The organism is Janibacter zhangyanbonis (assembly GCF_050507325.1).
Classification (GTDB): Bacteria; Actinomycetota; Actinomycetes; order Actinomycetales; family Dermatophilaceae; genus Janibacter.
Genome location: NZ_CP191481.1, coordinates 2714984 through 2736315, shown reverse-complemented (window position 1 = coordinate 2736315; position 21332 = coordinate 2714984). Strand labels below are relative to the sequence as shown.

Genomic DNA, 21332 nt, shown 5'->3' with positions numbered 1-21332 from the left:
CCCCGCTGGTCGAGGTGCGAGCTCGCGAGCCACCCGCCAGCGCCTCGCCCCGGGTCTACGCTCGACGCATGGCTTCACGTCACCCGCACATCCCGGTGGGCCTGTCCACCGCCTCGGTCTACCCGGAGGGCGCCGCCGCGGCCTTCGAGATGGCGGCGGACCTGGGCTACGACGGCGTCGAGGTCATGGTCTGGGCCGACCCGATCTCGCAGAGCGCCGGTGCGCTGAGGGCGCTCGCCGACCACCACGGGCTCGACATCCTCTCGATCCACGCGCCGACCCTGCTGCTCACGCAGCGCGTCCTCAGCGCCGACCCGTGGGGCAAGGTCGACGGGTCGATCGAGCTCGCGCAGGAGGTCGGTGCGCCGACGGTCGTGCTCCACCCGCCCTTCCGCTGGCAGAAGGAGTACGCCCGCGGCTTCGCCGAGGGCGTCGCCGAGCGCGAGCACGCCTCCGGCATCACCCTCGCGGTGGAGAACATGTTCCCGTGGGCCGCCCGCGGCCGGCAGGTGCAGGCCTACCTGCCGCACTGGGACCCCGTGCCGCAGCCCTACGACCACGTGACGATCGACCTGTCGCACACCGCGACAGCGCGCAGCGACGCGATGCAGATGGTCCTCGACCTCGGTGGGCGCCTCTCCCACATCCACCTCGCCGACGGCATGCTCACGACGCTCAAGGACGACCACCTCGTCCCGGGCCGCGGCACCCAGCCCTGCGCCGAGGTGCTGCAGCACCTGACGACGAGCGGCTTCGACGGCGCCGTCGTCCTCGAGGTCGGCACCCGCAAGAAGCCCCACGAGCGCGAGGCCGACCTGCGCGAGTCGCTCGACTTCGCCCGACGGCACCTCGGGCAGCTCGCGGACGAGCCGAGCCCCGCCCACGCCGAGTCGGCGTCGTGATGTCGGCCCGCGGTCGTCGGGGCGGCGAGCGGGCTCCCTTCGTCGGCGCGCACGCGATCCAGATCGACGGGCTGCAGGTGACCCGCGGTGGTCGCCGCGTCATCCCCGATCTCTCCCTCCGTGTGCCGAAGGGAGAGATCGTCGGCCTCCTCGGGCCGAGCGGCGGGGGCAAGTCCACCGTCATGCGTGCGGTCGTCGGGTGCAGCGGGTCGATGGGGGCCGGGTCGAGGTCCTCGGCCGGCCGGCCGGGCACCCCGAGCTGCGGCACCGGGTCGGCTACGTCACCCAGGCGCCGAGCGTCTACGGCGACCTCACGGTGGGGGAGAACGTCTCCCACCTCGCCCGGCTCGTCGGCGTGCGGGACCCGCGCAGCGCGGCGCGGGAGGCGATCGCCCGAGTCGACCTGACGAGCCACGTCGACGCGCGCACCGATGCCCTCTCGGGTGGGCAGCGCAGCCGGGTCAGCCTCGCAGCGGCCCTCGTCGGCTCTCCCGAGCTGCTCGTGCTCGACGAGCCGACCGTCGGGCTCGACCCCGTCCTGCGGCGCGACCTGTGGGACCTCTTCCGCGGGCTCGCCGACGACGGCGTGACCCTTCTCGTCTCCAGCCACGTCATGGACGAGGCCTCCCGGTGTGACCGGCTCGTCCTGCTGCGCGAAGGGGAGGTCCTCGCCGACGACACCCCGGCCGGGCTCCTCGAGCGCACCGGCGCCGCCGACGCGGAGGGCGCCTTCCTCGCGCTCGTGGACGAGGTGGCGGCATGAGCCCGCGACTGACCCTCGTCACCGTCGCCCGGGTGCTGCGGCAGCTCACCCGCGACCACCGCACGCTCGGTCTCCTGCTCGTCGTGCCGGTCGTCCTCATGTGCCTGCTCGCGTGGATCTACGCCGACGGAGTGCTCTTCGAGCGGGTCGGGCCGGTGCTGCTCACGGTCTTCCCCTTCGTCGTCATGTTCGTCGTGACGAGCGTCGCCACGCTGCGCGAGCGCACGAGCGGCACCCTCGAACGGCTGCTCACCACGCCCCTGGGCAAGGCCGACCTCGTCCTCGGCTACGCGCTCGCCTTCGGCCTGCTCGCCGTCGTCCAGGGGGCGGTCGTCACGGCCGTCTCGGTGTGGCTCCTCGGGCTCGACACCGCCGCGACGTCGGCCTGGCTCGTGCTCGTCGTCGTCGCGAGCGGGGTCCTCGGGACCTCGCTCGGACTGCTCGCGTCGGCCTTCGCGGCCACCGAGTTCCAGGCCGTCCAGCTCATGCCGGCCACGGTGCTGCCGCAGTTCCTCCTCTGCGGGCTGCTCGTGCCGCGCGACCGGCTGCCGCGCGCGCTCGAGCTCGTCTCCGACGTCCTGCCGCTGTCCTACGTCGTCGACGCGGCGACCTCGGTCGCGCGGCAGCCCGACCCGGGCGGCGACCTCGTCACCCCGCTGCTCGTCATCGCCGGCTGGATCGTCGTGGCCCTCGCCCTCGGGAGCCTCACCCTGCGCCGCCGGACCGGGTGAGCGCAGGACCGTAGGCTGACGGTCGTGAGACGACTGCTCTTCATCGCCAATGCCTCTGCGGGCAGCTCCGACCGGGAGGCCCAGGAGGCCGCGCTGGCCGTGCTGCGCGAGGGCGGCGACGTCGAGGTCGTCGAGACCGAGTCGATCGACGACCTCACCGAGGCGATCGCCGCGCGCGACGGCCGCGAGGTCGTCGTCGCCGGGGGAGACGGGTCGCTGCACGCCTTCGTCACCGCACTGTGCCGCACCGGAGACCTCGGCGAGGACCCGCCGACCGTCGGCCTGCTCCCCATGGGGACGGGCAACGACTTCGCTCGTGCGACGGGCCTGCCCAAGGACCCCGCCGAGGCGGCTCGCATCGTCCTGGCCAGCCCGGTGCGCCCGGTGGACGTCCTCATCGACGACGACGACAACCTCGTGGCCAATGCCGTGCACATCGGCGTGGGCGAGGAGGCCGGTCGCATCGCCGCCCCGTGGAAGGAGCGCCTGGGCAAGGTGCACCTGGGGATCCTCGGCTATGCCATCGGCGGCATCTCGGCCGGCGTCGGGCAGCAGGGACGTCACCTCGAGGTGATCGCCGACGACGAGGTCATCGCCGACGCCAGCCGGCGCGTGCTGCAGGTCGCGGCGACGATCGGCACGAGCGTCGGTGGTGGCTCGACGATCGCCCCCGACGCCGAGCCGGGCGACGGCCGCGCCGAGGTCGTCGTCTCCTTCGCCGTCGCCCCGATGCGTCGGCTGCGCTACGCCCTGCACCTCAGCCGCGGGACGCACACCGAGCTCGACGACGTCGTCACCCGCCGGGCCAAGACCGTCAGCGTCCGCGGGGTCAACCACCGCTTCGCCGCCAACGCCGACGGCGAGGAGCTCGACCCGGCCAGGGAGCGGACCTGGCGGGTCGTGCCCGAGGCCTACCGCCTGCACACCCCGGAGGAGACCACGTGAGTGCCCTCAACCCCGACCACCTGCGCACGCGCCTGCTCGACGCGCTCGTCGCCCCGGGGGCCCGTCAGCGCACCGAGCGATCGCGGCTGGTCCAGGCCGCCCGGGAGCGGTTCGTCGCCGGCGAGGGCGTCGACGACGCCGTCGCCACGGCGGCCTGGCTGCGCCGTACCAACCGCCTGGCGGCCCTCCACCCGCTCCTTCCGGCCGCGACCGACGCCGCGGGTGTCGAGGCGACGGTCACCGAGGCGACGACGGCCATCGAGCGCATCGCCCCCGTCACCGCCGGCGGTGACTACCACTCCGAGCTCTATCTCGCGCCCGAGCACCTCGGCCTGGGGCAGGACGCCGCACGCGCCGAGCAGGCCCTGCGCCGGATCTGCACGGCCGGTGACGACCACCGTGTCGACGTGACCCTGCGCTCCGGCCCCGACCACGCGATGGACGCCCTGCTCGACCTCGTCCAGCGGGTGCGCCTGGAGCACCCGCGCCTGACGACCTCGCTCGTCGCGCGCCGTCACCGCTCCGAGGCCGACGCCGCGATGCTCGCCGCCACCGGCGCACGGGTGCGCCTCGTGCGCGGTGGCACCGGGGAGCCGCAGGTCAGCAGCTGGCAGGACCCGCACGAGGTGGACCTCGCCTTCGCGCGCTGCCTGGCGACCCTGCTCGGCAGCGGCGTCCACACGGTCGTCGCCACCCACGAGCCGGTGCTGCTCGACCTCGCCGACGGGCTCGCGGACCAGTCCGGTCGGGGCCCCGAGGGGCTGGAGTACCAGTTCTTCCTCGGCGCCGACCCGCAGCTGCAGCTGCGCACCGCCGACGCCGGCCACCGGGTGCGCATCCTCGTGCCCTACGGCCCGATGTGGCTCGAGCACCTGCACGACCTGGCCCGGCGTCCCTCGGGGCTGCGCCGTCTCGCCGAGACGCTCACCGGTCGGTCCTGACCACACCCATGACGACAGGAGCACGGATGACCACCACCGCGATCTACGGAGTCGGAGCGATGGGTGGCGCCATCCTCGACGGCCTCACCGCACACGGCGAAGGGGAGGTCCTCGCCGTCGCGCGCACCCCCGAGCGCGCCGCCGAGATGCGCGAGCACTACGCCGACCGGCCCGCGGTCGAGGTCGTCGACGCGACGGCGGCCGCGGCCCGCGCCGACGTCCACCTCGTCGTCGTCAAGCCCTATGCCGTGGCGGACCTGCTCGCGCAGGTGCGCGACTCCCTTCGCCCCGGCTCGGTCGTCGTCTCCCTCGCACTCGGCGTCTCCCTCGCCGACCTCGCCGCAGCCCTGCCGGACGGGGCCGCCGCTGTCCGGGGCATGCCCAACACCCCGGCCCGCGTCGGCCAGGGGATGACCGTGCTCAGCCCTGCCGCCGACGTCAGCGACGAGCAGCTGCAGCTCGTGCGCGACGTGCTGGCGCCGACCGGCGGCACCCTCGTCCTCCCCGAGGCGCAGCAGGGCGCGGCCACGGCCCTGTCCGGGTCGGCGCCGGCCTACTTCTACCTCGTCGTCGAGGCGATGGTCGACGCCGGCGTCGCGCAGGGACTCACGCGCGCCGACGCCCTCGCCCTCGCCGGGCAGGCGGCCCGCGGGGCGGGCGCGATGCTCGTCGAGACCGGCGAGGAGGCCGCGCTGCTGCGCGCCCAGGTCACCTCGCCGGGGGGCTCGACCGCCGCGGCGCTCGCCCGCCTCGAGGCCCACGGGGTGCGGCACGCGCTCGCCGACGCCGTCGCGGCCTGCGCCGACCGGGCGGGCTGATGGCAGCCGACTGGTCGGTCCGTCGCCTCACCGGCGAGGACTGGCAGCTCTACCGCGCCGTGCGACTGGCGATGCTCCTCGACGAGCCGGCGGCCTACGGCAGCAGCTTCGCCCGGGAGGTCGCCTACGACGAGGAGAGGTGGTGCTCGCTCTTCGGGCAGGCGATCTTCCTTGCCGAGAGCGGCGACGGGCTGCCGCTCGGCGCCGCGACGCTCCTGCGGCTCGACCCCGCCGACGTCCCCGAGATCGTCGCCATGTGGGTCGCCGGCCACGCGCGCGGCCGGGGGATCGCCGATGCCCTCGTCGACGCTGCCGTGACCGAGGCAGCAGCCGGGGGAGCGGCGGAGGTGCGGCTGCACGTCATGCTCGACAACCCGCGAGCACTCGCCTTCTACGAGCGGTCCGGGTTCGCCTTCGACGGAGCCAGCGGAGACGCTCCGCGGTGCGACCGGATGAGCCGGGCCCTGTCCTGATCCGCCCGCTCGCGGTTGACGCCTCGCGGCGCGAACTGGCCCGTGGCACACCGGAGGAGGTGAATTCTCCATGACCCGGGGGAGCATTCCGCGGCCCGAGATGAGAGACTCACGCCATGAGTGAGATCACCGTGCGCGCACTGACCGAGGACGAGTGGGAGACCTACCGCACCCTTCGGCTGGAAGCGCTGCAGGAATCTCCCGAGGCCTTCGTCGCCGACCACGACACCGAGGCCGCCGAGCCCGAGGAATTCTGGCGCGCCCGCATGGAACGCAGCGTCCGCCTCGTCGCCGAGACCGAGGGCGAGCAGGTCGGCGTCGTCAGCATCGGCTCCGTGAGCGAGGACAAGGGCGAGACCGCCGGCCAGCTCTTCGGCCTCTGGGTCAACCCCCAGTGGCGCGGCCGCAGCGTCGCCGCCAATCTCGTGCGCCAGGGTGCCCGCATCGCCGCCGACCAGGGCCTGCGCCACCTCTACTACTGGGTCGGCTCGGACAACGGCCGCGCCGTCGCCTTCGCCTCGAGCTTCGGCTTCCGCCCCACCGACGACCGCCGCCCGATGCGGGTCGCCGGCGTGGACGGCGAGGCCGAGGAGGAGATCGCTCTCGTCATGGCCCTCGGCGAGGACCGCGCCTGAGCGCACTCCACGACGCACCGGCGCCCCTGCCCCCTTCGTCCGAAGGGAGCAGGGGCGCCGTCGTGCCCGGGGGGAGCGGAGCTAGGGCCGGGCCGCCATCCGCTCGATGAGCGCGGTCGGGCCGCTGACGATGATGAGGTCGCCGCTGCGCACCTTGGTCTCCGGGCGGGCATAGGTGAAGTCCTGGCCGGGTGACTTCACGCCGACGACCGTCACGCCGTACTTGCTGCGGATCGACGACTGCTCGAGGGTGAAGCCCACGGCCTCCTGCGGCGGCGTCATCTTGACGATCGCGAAGCCGTCGTCGAACTCGATGTAGTCCATGAGGCGGCTGCCGATGAGGTGGGCCAGGCGCTTGCCGGACTCGATCTCGGGGGAGAGGACGTGGTGCACGCCGATCCGGTTGAGGATGCGGGCGTGCTCCGGGCTGACCGCCTTGGCCCAGACCTTCGGCGACTCCCCGTCGATGAGGTTGACCGCGGCGAGGACGCTCGCCTCGATCGACGAGCCGATGGCCAGGACGCTCGCGGAGAAGGTGTGCGGCTTGATCTCCTCGATCGTCGTCACCGACGTCGCGTCGCCCTGGACGATGCGGCCGACGCGGCCCAGATAGCTCTCGGCGAGCCGGGGGTCGAGCTCGAGTGCGGTGACGCGGTTGCCCAGGCGGTGCAGCTCGGTGGCCACCGCCCCGCCGAAGCGGCCGAGGCCGATGACGAGGACGTCCTCGTTGTGCAGGCGCATGCGCGTCACGGTGTCTCCGATCCTCGGATGGTGGGTCGTGACAGACCCTAGCCGGGGTAGCGTCCCGTGCATGAGCTCTCAGGCGTGCGCCATCTGGGGCGAGGACTTCATGAAGTACGACTTCGGGCCCGGTCACCCCATGGCCCCCGTGCGCCTGGATCTGACCGCGCGACTGTGCCGCGAGCTCGGTGTCTTCGACGACGTCGACGTCGTCGACGCCGACGTGGCCGCCGACGAGGTGCTCGCAGGGGTCCACGACCGTGCCTACGTCGAGGCGGTCAGGGCGATCTCCGCCGACCCCACCACCGCCGACGGCACCTGGGGCATCGGGACGGACGACGTCCCCGCCTTCGCCGGGATCCACGAGGCGAGCGCACGGCTGGTCGCCGGGTCGGTCGAGGTCGCCCGGCGGGTCTGGACCGGCGAGGCCGAGCACGGGGTCAACTTCACCGGCGGCATGCACCATGCGATGCGTGACCGTGCCGCCGGCTTCTGCATCTACAACGACATCGCGGCCGCGATCCGCTGGCTGCTCGACCACGGCGTCGAGCGGGTGGCCTACGTCGACGTCGACGTGCACCACGGCGACGGAGTGCAGTCGATCTTCTACGACGACCCGAGGGTGCTCACCGTCTCGGTCCACGAGTCGGGCCGCACGCTCTTCCCCGGCACGGGCTGGCCCGCCGAGACCGGTGGCCCCGGGGCCGAGGGCACCGCGGTCAACGTCGCCCTCCCGCCGGGCGTCACCGACGGGCCCTGGCTGCGGGCGATCACGTCCGTCGCCATGCCGGTCGTGCGGGCCTTCGAGCCGCAGGTGCTGCTCACCCAGCACGGGTGCGACACCCACCGCGAGGACCCGCTGGCCCACATGGCCCTGACCGTCGACGCGCAGCGCCAAGCCGCGGTCAACCTCCACCGGCTCTCCCACGAGGTGTGCGACGGGCGCTGGGTGGCCTTCGGTGGCGGGGGCTACGACGTGTGCGGCGCCGTCCCGCGCACGTGGACCCACCTCACGGCGATCGCCGCGCACCGGCCGATCCCGGCGGCGACCGAGATCCCGGCCGCCTGGCGCGAGCACGTCGACCTCGTCTCGGGGCAGCCGGGGCCGGAGACCATGGGCGACCTGCCCGACAGCGAGCTGCCGATCTGGGTGCAGCCGTGGGCGATGGGCTACAACCCGCACAGCGGCGTCGACCGGGCGATCATGGCCGCCCGGGAGGCGATCTTCCCGCTGCACGGGCTCGACGTCTGGTACGACTAGCGGATTCTTCGCCCCATCACGGCGTGTCGGGTGGACGTGAGTGGGGAAATCCCCCCTTCGTCTTCACAGTTGTCACATCTGCCCCTATGGTGGTCACCTGCGGGGCTCGTAGACGTCCAGCCGACAGGGGTCGGCTGTGCGACTCCGCGGAGATCGAGGTGATCATGTCGAACGATCGACTGGGTGAGGTGCGCTTCCTCACCGTGGCGGAGGTCGCGTCGATCATGCGGGTGTCGAAGATGACCGTCTACCGCATGGTCCACAACGGTGACCTTCCGGCCGTGCGGGTCGGTCGCAGCTTCCGCGTCCCGGAGGATGCGGTGCACACCTACCTCGAGACCTCGTTCATCGAGACCGCCTGATCGTCGTCGCAGCGCCCCGCGGCACGAGACGCCCGCGGGAGCGGATAGACTCTGTCGTCTGACTCGTAGCTCGGTGGGGCCTGCCCGTGCAGGATCGGCATCGCTCGAGCCACCACCGACCACATCGACCACGACAGCGAAGGACATCGCATGGGTTCTGTCATCAAGAAGCGACGCAAGCGGATGGCGAAGAAGAAGCACCGCAAGCTGCTGCGCAAGACGCGCCACCAGCGCCGCAACAAGAAGTGACCCGTACGAAGGGGGCCCGACCGGCACGATCCGGTCCGGCCCCCTTCGTCGTGCCGTGACGCTCGTCCCGTGATGGCCGTCTCCCCGGACGAGCCGCCGCAGACCGGCAGGCGTGACTAGGCTGCCGACCAGGCCACGTCCACTGTGGCCGGTGCCCACAGGAAGGTGTCCCCGGTGCCCGAGACCGTGCTCGTCGCAGGAGTCTCCCGCCACCTCGGCGGAGCCTTCGCCCGCCGTCTCAGCCGTGACGAGTCGATCGGCCGGATCATCGGCGTCGACGTCGTCCCGCCGCGTCACGGGATCGGCCGGGCCGAGTTCATGCGGGCCGACATCCGCAGCCCCCTCATCAGCCGGATCATCTCCGGCAACGACGTCGACACCGTCGTGCACATGGGCGTCATCGCCACGCCACGTGCCGGCGGCGGGCGCGCGACGCAGAAGGAGGTCAACGTCATCGGCACGATGCAGCTGCTGGCCGCCTGCCAGCGCGCCGAGTCGGTGACCAAGCTCGTCGTGAAGTCCACCGCGGGCGTCTACGGGTCGAGCCCGCGCGACCCTGCGATGTTCACCGAGGACATGTCGGCGAAGCAGATGCCGCGCTCGGGCTGGGCCCGCGACAGCGTCGAGGTCGAGGGCTACGTGCGCGGCCTCTCGCGCCGGCGACCCGACATCGAGATCACGACGCTGCGCTTCGCCAATGTCATCGGCCCCCGCATCCGCACCGCCTTCACCGACCACTTCAGCCTGCCGGTCATCCCGATCCCGCTCGGCTACGACGCGCGGCTGCAGTTCGTCCACGAGGACGACTGCGTCGACGCGATCGCCCGGGCCGTGACGATCCCCGGCATCGGCTCGGTCAACGTCGCCGGCGAGGGGATCATCACCGCCAGCCAGGCGGCCAACCTCGCCGGCCGCCCCTTCGTCCTCGTGCCCAAGGCGACGACCGGTGCCCTGACCGACGTGGCCCGCAAGTTCGGCCTCGTCGACATCGGCTCCGACCAGCTCGACTTCCTCACCTTCGGTCGTGGTCTCGACACGACCCGCATGCGTGAGGACCTGGGCTTCGAGCCCGCCTACACGACGCGCGCCGCCTACGAGGACTTCGCGCGGGCGACCAAGGGTCGGGTCCTGGACCGCCTCCCCTTCGCGCAGCCCGGCTGGTCGGCGGTCAAGGCCGCCGAGGCCGCGATGCGCTCCGTGTCCGCCCCCGAGAGTGAGAAGTGATGGCCGACAGCACCCCCGCCCCCGGCGCGAAGAAGAAGAGCACCGCGGCGAAGACGTCGACGGCCACGAAGAAGGCCACTCCGGCGAAGACGTCGGCCGCGAAGAAGACGACGCCGGCCAAGAAGTCCACCGCTGCGAAGAAGACCGCCACGAAGAAGCCTGCGGCCAAGAAGGCCAGCGCCGTGGCCGCGGCGGCGGACCGGGCCGGCGGCGAGCGCGCTCGCCGGCGCACGACCCCGCTGCTCACCGGACCCTCCGCCCAGGTCCCCACGACCACCAGCGCGAAGGGGGAGTCCGTCACCTCCTCGCGCTCCGCGACCTCCCGGCCGAAGAAGTCGTCGACGCCGCGCACGCCGCGCCTGACCGTCGTGCCCGGCCCCGACGGCGCGCCTCCGGCGGCCACGCCGACGACGTCGCGACGTCGTCCGCCGGCCCGGCGGAGCACCTCGACCCGCACGGCCGCGACCCGCACCGCCTCGTCGACTGCCGGCTCGCGCGGCTCTCGCACCGCGACGTCGGGTCGTCGACCCGTGGCGCCCGCGGTGCAGCCGGTCCAGCCGACGTCGACCCCGGGCACCCCGGAGAGCGGGCAGGCTCTCGTGCCGGGGCTCGCGGAGCTGCTGTCCGTGCTCCTGTCCGCCGGTCAGATGACCTCGCGCACGCTCGGCCAGGCCGCCGGCGCGGCGGCGGGGGAGGACTGGGAGCGGCGCTTCGCGGAGACGCTCCACTTCCTCCAGCGCCGGGTCAAGGGCGACTACGCCGTCGACGACTTCGGCTTCGACCGCGACTTCACGACGCACACCGTCTTCCCGGTGCTGCGGCTGCTCAAGGACAAGTGGTTCCGCGTCGAGGTCCGGGGCATCGAGAACATCCCGGCCGACAGCGGTGCCCTGCTCGTGTCCAACCACTCGGGCACCGTCGCGATCGACTCGGTCATCACCCAGCTGGCGATCCACGACGCCCACCCGCAGCAGCGCTTCCTGCGCATGCTCGGAGCCGACCTCGTCTTCCAGCTGCCGGTCGTCGGTGACGTCGCCCGCAAGACGGGTGCGACCCTGGCGTCCAATGCCGACGCGGAGCGGCTGCTGCGCGGCGGCGAGCTCGTCGGTGTGTGGCCCGAGGGCTTCAAGGGTGTCGGCAAGCCCTTCCGCGAGCGCTACAAGCTGCAGCGCTTCGGTCGGGGTGGCTTCGTCTCCGCGGCGATCCGCTCCGAGGTGCCGATCATCCCGTGCTCCGTCGTCGGGGCCGAGGAGGTCTACCCGATGATCGGCAACATGAAGACGGTGGCCCGTCTGCTCGGCGCCCCCTATGCGCCGATCACACCCTTCTTCCCGCTGCTCGGCCCGCTGGGTCTGATCCCGCTGCCGAGCAAGTGGATCATCGAGTTCGGCGAGCCGGTCGACGCGGCATCGCTCGGCCCGGCGGCGGCCGAGGACCCGATGCTCGTCTTCGAGCTCACCGACCAGGTGCGCGAGACGATCCAGCAGACGCTCTACTCGGTGCTCGTCACCCGCCGCTCCGTCTTCTTCTAGGAGGTCCGGTGCCCGCACTGCCCGATGCCCGCGTCGTCATGGTCGGCCGCGTGGGCTGCCACCTGTGCGACGAGGCCCGCGCGGTCATCGCGCGCGTCGTCGCCGAGACCGGCGACAGCTTCGCCGAGGTCGACATCGATGCCGACCCGCAGCTCGCGCGCTACACCGAGGAGGTGCCGGTGACCTTCGTCGACGGCCGCCAGCACGACTACTGGCGAGTAGACGAAGGGCGGCTGCGCGCGGCCCTGCAGCGCTGATCCGGGGGTGGTCGCCGGCGGTCCGTCCACGGACCGCGACGACTTTGTGCATTTGTTCACAAGAGCGTAATGTCGGGGCCGTTCGGTCGTTCGGCGCCGCTCGCCCCACGACCGCGAGAGGAGTCGAGCCCAGCCGTGTCCGTCGATCAGGCCGCCAAGCGGGAGATTCCCGACGCAACGGTCGCGCGACTTCCCGGATACCTTCGGGCGCTGGGTCAGCTGACCGCCCAGGACGTCCAGTCGGTCTCGTCCGAGGAGCTCGCGCACAGCGCCGGGGTCTCCTCCGCCAAGCTGCGCAAGGACCTCAGCCACCTCGGCTCCTACGGCGTGCGGGGCGTCGGCTACGACGTCGCCCACCTGACCTACCAGATCTCGCGGGCCCTCGGCCTGACCCACGACTGGCCCGTCGTCATCGTCGGCATGGGCAACCTCGGGCGCGCTCTCGCCTCCTACGGTGGCTTCGCGACGAAGGGCTTCAAGGTCGTGGCCCTGCTCGACCGCGACGAGCAGATCGTCGGCGAGAGCCTCGACGACCTCGTCATCCAGCCGATGGCGGCGCTGTCTGCGCTCGTCACCCCGGGCGAGGCGTGCATCGGGGTCATCGCGACGCCGGCCTCCTCGGCCCAGGCGGTCGCCGACCTGCTCGTCGACGCCGGGGTCAGCTCCATCCTCAACTTCGCCGCGACGGCCATCCAGGTTCCCGAAGGGGTGCACATGCGCAAGGTCGACCTGTCCACCGAGCTGCAGATCCTCGCCTTCCACGAGCAGCAGCGCGTGGGCGTCGCGGACGAGCTCATCGAGGAGGCGGCCGGCCGATGAGTCTGCTCGCCTTCGGGCTCAACCACCGACGTGCGCCCATCTCCGTGCTGGAGAAGGCCGCGCTCGACGAGGTGAGCCTCGACCGGATCCTCTCCGCCGCCGAGGCCAGCCCCGACATCTCGGAGCACCTCGTCGTCGCGACGTGCAACCGCACCGAGATCTATGCCGAGGTCAGCGGGTTCCACGGCGCGGTCGCCGACCTCACCGACGCCATGACGACCTCGACGGGCATCACGCACGACGACCTCAAGGAGCACCTCGACCTGCACTACGGGGATGCCGCCGTCGCCCACGTCTTCAACGTCGCCGCGGGTCTCGACTCGATGGCCGTCGGTGAGTCGCAGATCCTCGGCCAGCTGCGGGACGCGCTCGCCCGCGGCCAGGCGGGCGGTCACGTGGGCCCGAGCATCAACTCGCTCGTCCAGCAGGCCCTGCGCACCGGCAAGCAGGTGCACTCCGAGACGGGCATCGACGAGGTCTCCCGGTCGCTCGTCGGCGTCGGTCTCGATGCCGCCGAGCAGCACGTCGGCCCGCTCGCGCAGGCCCACGTCCTCGTCGTCGGCGCCGGCGCGATGAGCGCCCTCGCGGCGACGAGCAGCGTGCGCCGCGGCGTCGAGCGCCTCACCGTCGTCAACCGCACCCACGAGCGCGGTCTCGCCCTCGCCGAGCGGCTCGAGGGCACCGCCCGGCCGCTCGACGAGCTCGCCGAGGCGCTCGCGGACGCCGACATCGTCATCTCGTGCACCGGCTCGACCGGCCTGGCGATCTCGCTCGCCGAGGTCGCCGACGCCCAGGTCTCGCGTGGCGGTCGCCGCCAGGCCTACATCGACCTCGCGCTCCCGCACGACATCGCCCACGAGGTCGCCGGCCTCACGGGCGTCGTCCGGCTGGGGCTGGCCGAGCTCGGTGGGCTGCTCGGCTCCGGTGGCGCCGTGCCCGAGGTCGAGCAGGCCCGCTCGCTCGTCGGCGACGCCGTGACCAAGCACCTGGGGGCCCGGGCCGCCCACGAGGCCGCCCCCACCGTGCGCGCCCTGCGGGCCGCGGCCCAGCAGGTCGTCGAGCGCGAGCTCGCCCGGCTCGACCAGCGGGCCCCCGACATGACCCCCGAGCACCGGGCAGAGGTCGACCGCGCCGTGCACCGCATCGTCGACAAGCTGCTCCACCAGCCGACGGTGCGCGCCAAGGAGCTGGCCGTCGACGGTCGTCTCGGCGAGTACCAGGACGCCCTGCGCCAGCTCTTCGACCTGCACTCCGACGGAGGTGCGCTGTGACCTCCCTTCGCCTCGGCACCCGCCGCTCCGCCCTGGCCACGACCCAGTCCGGCCACGTCGCTGACGCCCTGCGGGCCGCCGGCCACGACGTCGAGCTCGTCGAGATCGTCACCGAGGGCGACACCAACCGCGCCTCGCTCGCGAGCATGGGCGGCACCGGCGTCTTCGCCAGTGCCCTGCGCCAGGCCCTCCACGACGGCGAGATCGACCTGGCCGTCCACTCGCTCAAGGACCTGCCGACGGCCCCCGAGCCGGGGCTGGTCATCGCCGCGATCCCGGCCCGGGTCGACCCCCGCGACGCCCTCTGCGCCCGCGACGGGCTCACCCTCGGCGAGCTCGGCGAGGGAGCCGTCGTCGGCACCGGCTCGCCGCGCCGGCGGGCGCAGCTCGCCGCCCTCGGCCTCGGGCTCGAGTTCCGCGACATCCGCGGCAACCTCGGCACCCGCCTCGACATGGTCGGCCCCGGCGACGAGCAGCTCGACGCGATCGTGCTCGCCCACGCCGGCCTGACCCGGCTCGCCCTGCGCGAGCGGGTCACCGAGGTGCTCGACCCGATCCAGATGCTGCCCGCGCCCGGCCAGGGCGCCCTGGCCGTCGAGTGCCGGGAGGACGACGAGGCGGTGCTCGCCGCCCTTCGTCCGCTCGACCACGCCGACACCCGCGCCGCCGTCACCGCCGAGCGGGCGATCCTCGCCGAGCTCGAGGCCGGCTGCGCCGCGCCCGTCGGTGCTCTCGCCGAGGTCGTCGACGACGTCGACGGCCCGGTGCTCTCGCTGCGGGCCGTCGTCGCCGCGACTGACGGCACCGCCGACCTGCGTCGGTCGGTAACCGGCCCCCTCGAGCAGGCCGAGGACCTCGGCCGCAGCCTCGCCCGCACCCTCGTCGCCGATGGCGCGCCCGCCATCGCCGACCTGTCCGCCACCCACCCCACGACCGCTTCGGAGCATGCCCAGTGACCCCCCAGCGCACTGCCACCGCCGCCACCACCGCCGCTCGCCGGCCGGCCCGCGTCGCCTTCGTCGGCGCCGGACCGGGTGACGCGTCACTCATGACCGTCGCCGCCGTCGACCTGCTCGGGCGCGCGGACGCGGTGATCACCGACCAGCTGACCAACGAGGCGATCGTCGCCTCGATGACGACCGACGAGGTCGAGGTCGTCGACGCCAGCCACGGCGAACACGGTCAGCAGCTGACCCACGCCTCGCGCGCCAAGCTCGTCGTCAAGACGGCCAAGGCGCACAAGGGCGGGCTCGTCGTGCGACTCATGGACGGCGACCCGGCGACCTTCAACGGCCTCGCCGAGGAGGCGCAGGCCCTGGTCAAGGCGGGCATCGACTTCGACGTCGTGCCGGGCGTCTCCTCGGTGAGCGCCGTGCCGACCTACGCCGGAGTGCCCCTCACGGCGCGGGGGACCGGTGCCCTGCACGTCATCAGCCTGAGCGGTGCGAAGCGTGCCGACCTGTCGGCCTCGGTCTCCGACGACATCACCCTCGTGCTCCTCGGGCTGCCCGAGCACCTCGGGCCCGCCTTCGGCGAGCTCGTCGCCGCCGGCCGCGCCGCCGACACCCCCGTCGCGCTGACCCGGGGCGGCACGACGACGCAGCAGGCCACCCGCCAGACGACGCTCGAGGAGGCCGCCGACGCGCTGCACGATCTCGAGGAGCCGATCCTCGCGGTCATCGGCTCGACCGTCGCCATGCGCGAGGCCCTCTCGTGGTTCGAGACCAAGCCGCTCTACGGCTGGCGCGTGCTCATCCCGCGCACCAAGGACCAGGCCGGCCCGATGACCAAGCAGCTGCTCGGCCACGGCGCGACGAGCGAGGTCGTCCCGACGATCAGCGTCGAGCCGCCGCGCACCCCGCAGGCCGTGGAGCGGGCCGTCCGCGGCCTCGTCACCGGTCGCTACCAGTGGATCGGCTTCACCTCGGTCAACGCGGTCAAGGCGATCCGGGAGAAGTTCGAGGAGTTCGGCCTCGACGCCCGCGCCTTCTCCGGCCTCAAGATCGCCGCCGTCGGTGGCGTGACGGCCGACGCCCTGCGCGAGTGGGGCCTGGAGCCCGACCTCGTGCCGACCGGCGAGATGTCCGCCCGCGGCCTCCTCGAGGAGTGGCCGCCCTACGACGAGGTCCTCGACCCCATCGACCGCGTCTTCCTGCCCCGCGCCGACATCGCGACCGACACCCTCGTCGCCGGTCTGCAGGACATGGGCTGGCAGGTCGACGACGTCACCGCCTACCGCACCGTCCGGGCGACCCCGCCGCCGGCGCCGGTGCGCGACGCCATCAAGCAGGGCGCCTTCGACGCCGTCGTCTTCACCTCCTCCTCGACGGTGCGCAACCTCGTCGGCATCGCCGGCAAGCCGCACCCGTCGACGGTCATCGCCTGCATCGGGCCGGCCACGGCCAAGACCGCCGAGGAGGCCGGCCTGCGGGTCGACGTCCTCGCCCCCGAGGCCACCGGCGACAGCCTCGTCGAGGCCCTGGCCGAGCACGGCCGCGAGCTCGCCGCTGCGGCGGCCGAGTCCGGCGAGGAGCCCATGCGACCCAGCCAGCGGCGCAAGAAGTCCACCGCCCGGCGGAAGGCGAAGGGGTGACCGGGCCCGTCGTCCGGCCGCGACGACTGCGGGGGAGCATCCCCCTTCGTCGTCTCGTGGCGCAGACCCGGGTGCACCCGGCCGACCTCGTCCTGCCGGTCTTCGTCCGCGAGGGCATCGACGCGCCGGTGGAGATCACCTCGATGCCGGGCGTCGTCCAGCACACCCTCGAGTCGCTCGTCGACGAGGCCCGCGCCTGCGTCGAAGCGGGCATCGGCGGGATCATGCTCTTCGGCGTGCCGGAGGCCAAGGACGCCCGCGGTTCCGGCGCCGACGACCCGCAGGGGATCCTCAACATCGCCACCCGCGCCGTCGTCGATGCCGTCGGCGACCGGCTCGTCGTCATGACCGACCTGTGCCTGGACGAGTTCACCGACCACGGTCACTGCGGCGTGCTCACGACGACCCTCGACGGGCGCAGCGTCGTCGACAACGACGCGACCCTCGAGCGCTACGCCGACATGGCGCTCGCCCAGGCGGAGGCCGGCTCCCACGTCCTCGGCCTGTCCGGGATGATGGACGGCCAGGTCGCCCACGTCCGCGCCGCGCTCGATGCGGCCGGCCACACCGACACCCTCGTGCTGGCCTATGCGGCGAAGTACACCTCGGCGCTCTACGGACCCTTCCGCGAGGCGGTGCAGTCCTCGCTGAGCGGCGACCGCGCGACCTACCAGCAGGACCCGGCCAATGCGACCGAGGCGCTGCGCGAGATCGAGCTCGACCTCGCCGAGGGCGCCGACATCATCATGGTCAAGCCGGCGCAGCCGCACCTCGACGTCATCGCCGCGGCCGCCGAGGTCTCGCCGGTGCCCGTCGCGGCCTACCAGATCTCCGGCGAGTACGCGCAGATCGTCGCGGCCGTCGAGCGTGGCTGGATCGACCGCGATGCCGCGGTCATGGAGTCGGTGCTGCACATCAAGCGGGCGGGCGCCCAGATCGTCCTCACGTACTTCGCCCTCGAGCTCGCCGGGCGGCTGTGATGGACGAGGTCTGGCTCGACGACGACCAGCAGAAGCACTGGCGTGCCTACCTGCGCGGTTCGCGTCTGCTCGAGCGGGCGCTCGTCGACGACCTCGCGCCGCTCGGGATCCAGCTCACCGAGTACGAGCTGCTGTCGATGCTCTCGGAGTCGCCCGACCAGCGCACTCGCATGTCGCGCCTGGCCGACGACATCATCCAGTCGCGCTCGCGCGTGACGCACACCGCGGCCCGCCTCGAGAAGCGTGGCTGGGTCGAGCGGTGCCGGTCGACCGACGACGGTCGTGGCGTCGAGATCTCGCTGACCGACGCGGGGCGCGAGGCCCTCGAGAGCATCGCCGAGCAGCACGTCGCTTCGGTGCGCCGTCACCTCGTCGACGTCCTGACGCCCGAGCAGTTCGCCGCTCTCGGGGGCGCCATGGCCGCGCTGCGCGATCAGATGGCGCCGCAGCACCACGAGATCGGGCTCGACGACTGAGCCTTCGAGACGGTTGCTGCGCAACCTCCTCAGGGAACGCGGGGGTGGTGGCGCGCTACCTCGTCCGGGAGCGTGCGGGTGGGGTTTGGGAGACTGGGCGCATGACGTCCTCCACGACCGCATCCCAGGCACTCTTCGACCGCGCGCGAGAGGTGATCCCGGGTGGGGTCAACTCGCCGGTCCGGGCCTTCCGCGGCGTCGGCGGGGTGCCGCGCTTCATCGACCAGGCGAAGGGAGCCTGGCTCACCGACGTCGACGGCAACCGCTACGTCGACCTCATCTGCTCGTGGGGCCCGATGATCCTCGGTCACGCCCACCCCGACGTCCTCGACGCGGTGACGCAGGCGGCGGTCAAGGGCTTCTCCTTCGGCACCCCGAGCGAGAACGAGGTGGCCCTCGCCGAGGAGATCGTCGACCGGGTCGCCCCGCTGGAGCAGGTGCGGCTCGTCTCCTCGGGGACCGAGGCGACGATGTCCGCCCTTCGCCTGGCACGTGGTGCGACCGGACGATCGGTCGTCGTGAAGTTCGCCGGCTGCTACCACGGCCACGTGGACGCCCTTCTCGCACAGGCCGGTTCGGGCGTCGCGACCTTCGCCCTGCCCGACTCGGCAGGGGTGCCGGCCTCGGCCGCCGGTGAGACGGTCGTCCTGCCCTACAACGACCTCGGCGCCCTCGAGGAGCTCTTCGCGGTGCGCGGCGAGGAGATCGCGGCGGTCATCACCGAGGCATCCCCGGGCAACATGGGCGTCGTGCCGCCAGCGCCCGGGTTCACCGAGGCCCTGCGCAAGATCACCGCGACGCACGGTGCGCTGCTCATCAGCGACGAGGTGATGACCGGGTTCCGCGCGAGCCGCTCCGGCTGGTACGGCCTCGAGACGTCGGCGCAGGGCGCCCACCCCGGTGGCTACCCGAGCGGCGCCCCCGACCTCTTCACCTTCGGCAAGGTCATGGGCGGCGGCTTCCCGGCCGCGGCCTTCGGCGGCCGCGCCGACCTCATGGCGCGGCTCGCGCCCGACGGTCCCGTCTACCAGGCCGGCACCCTGTCGGGTAACCCCGTCGCGACCGCCGCCGGCCTGGCGACCCTGCGCGCGTGCACCGAGGAGCTCTACCCCCGGCTCGAGACGACGGCCCGCACCATCGCCGACGCCGCCTCCGCCGCCCTGTCCGTCGAAGGCGTCGCGCACACCGTCCAGTGGGCCGGCTCGATGTTCTCGATCTTCTTCCGCGACGAGCCGGTGCGCTCCTTCGCCGACGCGCAGGACCAGGACACGACCGCCTACGGGCGCTTCTTCCACGCGATGCTCGATGGCGGCGTGCACCTGCCGCCGAGCGCCTTCGAGGTGTGGTTCGTCTCCGACGCCCTCGACGCCGAGGCCCTCGACGTCATCCGCGCCGCGCTGCCCGCCGCTGCCAAGGCGGCCGCTGCCGGCTGATGCGTCGGGTTGGGTGCCGGCAGGTGCGGCCCGGCGCTGGGCTGGGCCGGACCCCACCTCTCGTCCCGGCGTCGTCTCCCAACGCCTCCTGAGGAAGGTCGCGCGGCGCCCGCCTCGACGAGGTCTCTGCCCGCCTGACGGCGTTGGTGTCACCTGGTCCCCCTTCTCCGGGCAACCGACTGGCGCCAACGCTGCCAGGTGACATCAACGCTGTCGGGGGACGCGTGCATCGTGCGAAGGGAGTTGGCCGGGAAACCTGCTGATGGCCGGACATCCTTGAACGGGCCGAGATGTCTGGAGATGACCGCGCAATTGCCCGGCCACGTCCGTTGATCCCGGCCACGTCAGCTCTTCCCGGCCATCCAGCCAGCGGGGTCAGGTCAGGGGCGGGTGAGGTAGAGGGCGTAGGTGAGGGTGCGCCCTTCGCGCTCGACGTCGAGGAGGACCTCCTCGGTGGTGCCGAGGGGCTCCAGCGCTGCGCGGAGGTCGGGCTCGCGCTGGGCCGCCCAGATGGCGAGGGTGCCGCCGGGGCAGACCTGGTCGAGGGCGGCGCGCAGGGCGTCGGGGGAGTAGATGCGCTCGTTGCCCTCGTGGACGAGGAAGCTCGGGCCGTTGTCGACGTCGAGCAGCACGAGGTCCCACGGGCCGACGGGAGTCGCCTGCCCACGCAGGACCGGTGCGACGTCGCCGGCGTGGACGCTCACCCGGGGGTGTCTGGCCACGAGGCCGAGCGTCGGCGCGAGGCCGAGGCGGGCCCACTCGACGAGGTCGGTCTCGATCTCGACGACGTCGACGTGGCGCACGCGCTTGTCCTTGAGGACCTGCCACGTCGTGAAGCCCAGCCCGAGCCCGCCGACGAGCACCCGCTCGGGGGAGTCGGTGCGGGCGAGGGACTCGAGCGCGAGAGCCGCCTCGGTCGAGGTGTCGAGGCTGTCCATCGCGAAGACGCCGGCGACGACGAGCTCGTGGACGAGCGACCCGCTGCCGTCCGGGTGCGGACGCTCCCGAAGCGCGATCTCACCGCGCGGGGTCGTCGCGGACACGAGGGTCTGCGGGGGTGCGTCGTCCATGGGTCCACCTCTCGCTCAGGCCCGGAATTCCGGGACATTTCTGTTGTCTATTACGTGACGGTAACCGGGGCAACATCACACCGCGAGAGGCGTACCCGGGTGCGTGTCGGCGCTCACAAGGCGGTACCTTGAGCCCGTGGCTACTACGACCCTCCCCGCGAAGAAGAAGGGGGTGGCGTCCTCCTCCATCGGGCTGAAGTTCCTCATGGCGGGCACCGGCGTCATCTTCCTCCTGTACGTCCTGTTGCACATGTACGGCAACCTCAAGGCGCTGGCCGGGCAGGAGGCGTTCGACGAGTACGCCCACCACCTGCGCACCTTCGGTGAGCCGATGCTCCCGTACTCGGGTCTGCTGTGGGTCATTCGGGTCGTGCTGATCCTCGCGCTCGTCGGCCACGTCTACGCGGCGCTCAAGCTCATCGGTCGCAACAACGCCGCCCGGCCGGTCAAGTACCAGGTGAAGAAGAACCTGTCGTCGACCATGGCCTCGCGCACGATGCGCTGGGGCGGTCTGGCGCTCTTCATCTTCGTGATCTTCCACCTCATCCAGTTCACGATCGTCAAGCCGAACCTCTACGGGTCAGGCACGAGCGCGGAGGCGATCAAGGAGTCGCCCTACGTGATGATCAGCGCGGCCTTCGCGATGTGGTGGGTCCTGCTCATCTACGTCCTGGCGATGGTGGCACTGGGGATGCACCTCTACCACGGCGTCTACAGCGCGTCGCAGACGCTGGGCCTCAACGGCACCGCGGTCGCCCGCGCCCGCGCCCGTGCGATCGGGACGGTGCTCGCGGCGGTCATCGTCGTCGGCTTCCTGATCCCGCCGGTCTACATCTTCATCGACAGCCTCTGAGCA

General features: G+C 72.7%; 23 protein-coding genes and 1 pseudogene. 22 read left to right on the top strand and 2 right to left on the bottom strand.

Features of this window, described 5'->3' with window-relative positions; all coding sequences use genetic code 11:
* Positions 1-68: 68 nt before the first annotated feature.
* From ACQBJO_RS13410 to ACQBJO_RS13375, 8 genes and pseudogenes are all read left to right on the top strand, one after another.
* The gene (locus ACQBJO_RS13410) at positions 69-902 is read left to right on the top strand and encodes a sugar phosphate isomerase/epimerase family protein (protein WP_255184278.1); all 834 of its coding nucleotides are present in this window, start codon (positions 69-71) and stop codon (positions 900-902) included.
* A pseudogene (locus tag ACQBJO_RS13405) lies at positions 902-1662 on the top strand (ABC transporter ATP-binding protein); the annotation flags it as partial. The gene ACQBJO_RS13410 and the pseudogene ACQBJO_RS13405, both read left to right, overlap by 1 nt.
* Positions 1662-2396, top strand: a complete 735-nt coding sequence (locus ACQBJO_RS13400; RefSeq protein ID WP_421008699.1) for an ABC transporter permease — start codon at positions 1662-1664, stop codon at positions 2394-2396. The pseudogene ACQBJO_RS13405 and the gene ACQBJO_RS13400, both read left to right, overlap by 1 nt.
* A 24-nt stretch (positions 2397-2420) precedes the next feature.
* Positions 2421-3341 carry a diacylglycerol/lipid kinase family protein gene (locus tag ACQBJO_RS13395; protein WP_421008698.1) on the top strand — a complete coding sequence of 307 codons (921 nt, stop codon included), beginning with the start codon at positions 2421-2423 and terminating at the stop codon, positions 3339-3341.
* Complete coding sequence (locus tag ACQBJO_RS13390; RefSeq protein ID WP_421008697.1) at positions 3338-4282, top strand: hypothetical protein; 945 nt, start codon at positions 3338-3340, stop codon at positions 4280-4282. Before ACQBJO_RS13395 ends, ACQBJO_RS13390 begins: the two co-directional genes overlap by 4 nt.
* 26 nt (positions 4283-4308) lie before the next feature.
* Positions 4309-5100: a pyrroline-5-carboxylate reductase gene (gene proC / locus ACQBJO_RS13385; RefSeq protein WP_421008696.1), complete on the top strand. Its 792-nt coding sequence runs from the start codon at positions 4309-4311 to the stop codon at positions 5098-5100.
* A complete protein-coding gene (locus ACQBJO_RS13380) occupies positions 5100-5573 on the top strand; it encodes a GNAT family N-acetyltransferase (protein WP_421008695.1) in 474 nt (157 codons plus the stop codon). The genes proC and ACQBJO_RS13380 overlap by 1 nt, the downstream gene beginning before the upstream one ends.
* A gap of 116 nt (positions 5574-5689) precedes the next feature.
* On the top strand, positions 5690-6208 hold the full coding sequence (locus ACQBJO_RS13375; protein ID WP_421008694.1) for a GNAT family N-acetyltransferase: 519 nt from the start codon (positions 5690-5692) through the stop codon (positions 6206-6208).
* Between the two features lie 81 nt (positions 6209-6289).
* Here ACQBJO_RS13375 and ACQBJO_RS13370 read toward each other — a convergent pair whose 3' ends face one another.
* Positions 6290-6958: a potassium channel family protein gene (locus ACQBJO_RS13370; protein WP_255184271.1), complete on the bottom strand. Its 669-nt coding sequence runs from the start codon at positions 6956-6958 to the stop codon at positions 6290-6292.
* A gap of 61 nt (positions 6959-7019) precedes the next feature.
* Between ACQBJO_RS13370 and ACQBJO_RS13365 the strand changes: the two genes are divergently transcribed.
* From ACQBJO_RS13365 to hemL, 13 genes are all read left to right on the top strand, one after another.
* Positions 7020-8210: an acetoin utilization protein AcuC gene (locus tag ACQBJO_RS13365; protein WP_421008693.1), complete on the top strand. Its 1191-nt coding sequence runs from the start codon at positions 7020-7022 to the stop codon at positions 8208-8210.
* A gap of 164 nt (positions 8211-8374) precedes the next feature.
* Positions 8375-8572, top strand: a complete 198-nt coding sequence (locus tag ACQBJO_RS13360; protein WP_255184269.1) for a helix-turn-helix domain-containing protein — start codon at positions 8375-8377, stop codon at positions 8570-8572.
* Between the two features lie 150 nt (positions 8573-8722).
* The gene (locus ACQBJO_RS13355; RefSeq protein WP_003792170.1) at positions 8723-8821 is read left to right on the top strand and encodes a 30S ribosomal protein bS22; all 99 of its coding nucleotides are present in this window, start codon (positions 8723-8725) and stop codon (positions 8819-8821) included.
* Positions 8822-8995: 174 nt separating this feature from the next.
* Positions 8996-10045 carry an NAD-dependent epimerase/dehydratase family protein gene (locus ACQBJO_RS13350; RefSeq protein WP_255184268.1) on the top strand — a complete coding sequence of 350 codons (1050 nt, stop codon included), beginning with the start codon at positions 8996-8998 and terminating at the stop codon, positions 10043-10045.
* Positions 10045-11577, top strand: a complete 1533-nt coding sequence (locus ACQBJO_RS13345) for a 1-acyl-sn-glycerol-3-phosphate acyltransferase (RefSeq protein WP_430407112.1) — start codon at positions 10045-10047, stop codon at positions 11575-11577. The genes ACQBJO_RS13350 and ACQBJO_RS13345 overlap by 1 nt, the downstream gene beginning before the upstream one ends.
* 8 nt (positions 11578-11585) lie before the next feature.
* Positions 11586-11834, top strand: coding sequence for a glutaredoxin family protein (locus ACQBJO_RS13340; protein ID WP_421008691.1), 249 nt, complete (start codon positions 11586-11588; stop codon positions 11832-11834).
* Between the two features lie 135 nt (positions 11835-11969).
* On the top strand, positions 11970-12653 hold the full coding sequence (locus ACQBJO_RS13335) for a redox-sensing transcriptional repressor Rex (protein ID WP_255184266.1): 684 nt from the start codon (positions 11970-11972) through the stop codon (positions 12651-12653).
* Complete coding sequence (locus ACQBJO_RS13330) at positions 12650-13924, top strand: glutamyl-tRNA reductase (protein ID WP_421008690.1); 1275 nt, start codon at positions 12650-12652, stop codon at positions 13922-13924. Before ACQBJO_RS13335 ends, ACQBJO_RS13330 begins: the two co-directional genes overlap by 4 nt.
* Positions 13921-14880 carry a hydroxymethylbilane synthase gene (hemC, locus tag ACQBJO_RS13325; RefSeq protein WP_421008689.1) on the top strand — a complete coding sequence of 320 codons (960 nt, stop codon included), beginning with the start codon at positions 13921-13923 and terminating at the stop codon, positions 14878-14880. Before ACQBJO_RS13330 ends, hemC begins: the two co-directional genes overlap by 4 nt.
* 92 nt (positions 14881-14972) lie before the next feature.
* Positions 14973-16517 (top strand): uroporphyrinogen-III synthase, encoded by a 1545-nt coding sequence (locus ACQBJO_RS13320; RefSeq protein ID WP_421008807.1) that lies wholly within the window; start codon positions 14973-14975, stop codon positions 16515-16517.
* A complete protein-coding gene (gene hemB, locus ACQBJO_RS13315) occupies positions 16514-17497 on the top strand; it encodes a porphobilinogen synthase (protein ID WP_421008688.1) in 984 nt (327 codons plus the stop codon). The genes ACQBJO_RS13320 and hemB overlap by 4 nt, the downstream gene beginning before the upstream one ends.
* Complete coding sequence (locus ACQBJO_RS13310) at positions 17497-17973, top strand: MarR family winged helix-turn-helix transcriptional regulator (RefSeq protein WP_255184261.1); 477 nt, start codon at positions 17497-17499, stop codon at positions 17971-17973. Before hemB ends, ACQBJO_RS13310 begins: the two co-directional genes overlap by 1 nt.
* 101 nt (positions 17974-18074) lie before the next feature.
* On the top strand, positions 18075-19406 hold the full coding sequence (hemL, locus tag ACQBJO_RS13305) for a glutamate-1-semialdehyde 2,1-aminomutase (RefSeq protein ID WP_421008687.1): 1332 nt from the start codon (positions 18075-18077) through the stop codon (positions 19404-19406).
* A 380-nt stretch (positions 19407-19786) separates the two neighbouring features.
* Here the strand turns inward: hemL and ACQBJO_RS13300 are convergent, their stop codons facing one another.
* Positions 19787-20476 (bottom strand): hypothetical protein, encoded by a 690-nt coding sequence (locus tag ACQBJO_RS13300; protein ID WP_421008686.1) that lies wholly within the window; start codon positions 20474-20476, stop codon positions 19787-19789.
* Between the two features lie 136 nt (positions 20477-20612).
* Here ACQBJO_RS13300 and ACQBJO_RS13295 point away from each other — a divergent pair, with 136 nt between their 5' ends.
* Positions 20613-21329: a succinate dehydrogenase cytochrome b subunit gene (locus tag ACQBJO_RS13295; protein ID WP_255184258.1), complete on the top strand. Its 717-nt coding sequence runs from the start codon at positions 20613-20615 to the stop codon at positions 21327-21329.
* The last annotated feature ends 3 nt before the right edge of the window (positions 21330-21332 follow it).

Coding starts and splice junctions, on each gene's coding strand:
- ACQBJO_RS13410 (WP_255184278.1), top strand. CDS start 69: ATGGCTTCACGTCACCCGCACATCCCGGTGGGCCTGTCCACCGCCTCG.
- ACQBJO_RS13400 (WP_421008699.1), top strand. CDS start 1,662: ATGAGCCCGCGACTGACCCTCGTCACCGTCGCCCGGGTGCTGCGGCAG.
- proC (WP_421008696.1), top strand. CDS start 4,309: ATGACCACCACCGCGATCTACGGAGTCGGAGCGATGGGTGGCGCCATC.
- ACQBJO_RS13380 (WP_421008695.1), top strand. CDS start 5,100: ATGGCAGCCGACTGGTCGGTCCGTCGCCTCACCGGCGAGGACTGGCAG.
- ACQBJO_RS13375 (WP_421008694.1), top strand. CDS start 5,690: ATGAGTGAGATCACCGTGCGCGCACTGACCGAGGACGAGTGGGAGACC.
- ACQBJO_RS13365 (WP_421008693.1), top strand. CDS start 7,020: ATGAGCTCTCAGGCGTGCGCCATCTGGGGCGAGGACTTCATGAAGTAC.
- ACQBJO_RS13360 (WP_255184269.1), top strand. CDS start 8,375: ATGTCGAACGATCGACTGGGTGAGGTGCGCTTCCTCACCGTGGCGGAG.
- ACQBJO_RS13355 (WP_003792170.1), top strand. CDS start 8,723: ATGGGTTCTGTCATCAAGAAGCGACGCAAGCGGATGGCGAAGAAGAAG.
- ACQBJO_RS13345 (WP_430407112.1), top strand. CDS start 10,045: ATGGCCGACAGCACCCCCGCCCCCGGCGCGAAGAAGAAGAGCACCGCG.
- ACQBJO_RS13330 (WP_421008690.1), top strand. CDS start 12,650: ATGAGTCTGCTCGCCTTCGGGCTCAACCACCGACGTGCGCCCATCTCC.
- ACQBJO_RS13320 (WP_421008807.1), top strand. CDS start 14,973: ATGACCGTCGCCGCCGTCGACCTGCTCGGGCGCGCGGACGCGGTGATC.
- ACQBJO_RS13310 (WP_255184261.1), top strand. CDS start 17,497: ATGGACGAGGTCTGGCTCGACGACGACCAGCAGAAGCACTGGCGTGCC.
- hemL (WP_421008687.1), top strand. CDS start 18,075: ATGACGTCCTCCACGACCGCATCCCAGGCACTCTTCGACCGCGCGCGA.
- ACQBJO_RS13300 (WP_421008686.1), bottom strand. CDS start 20,476: ATGGACGACGCACCCCCGCAGACCCTCGTGTCCGCGACGACCCCGCGC.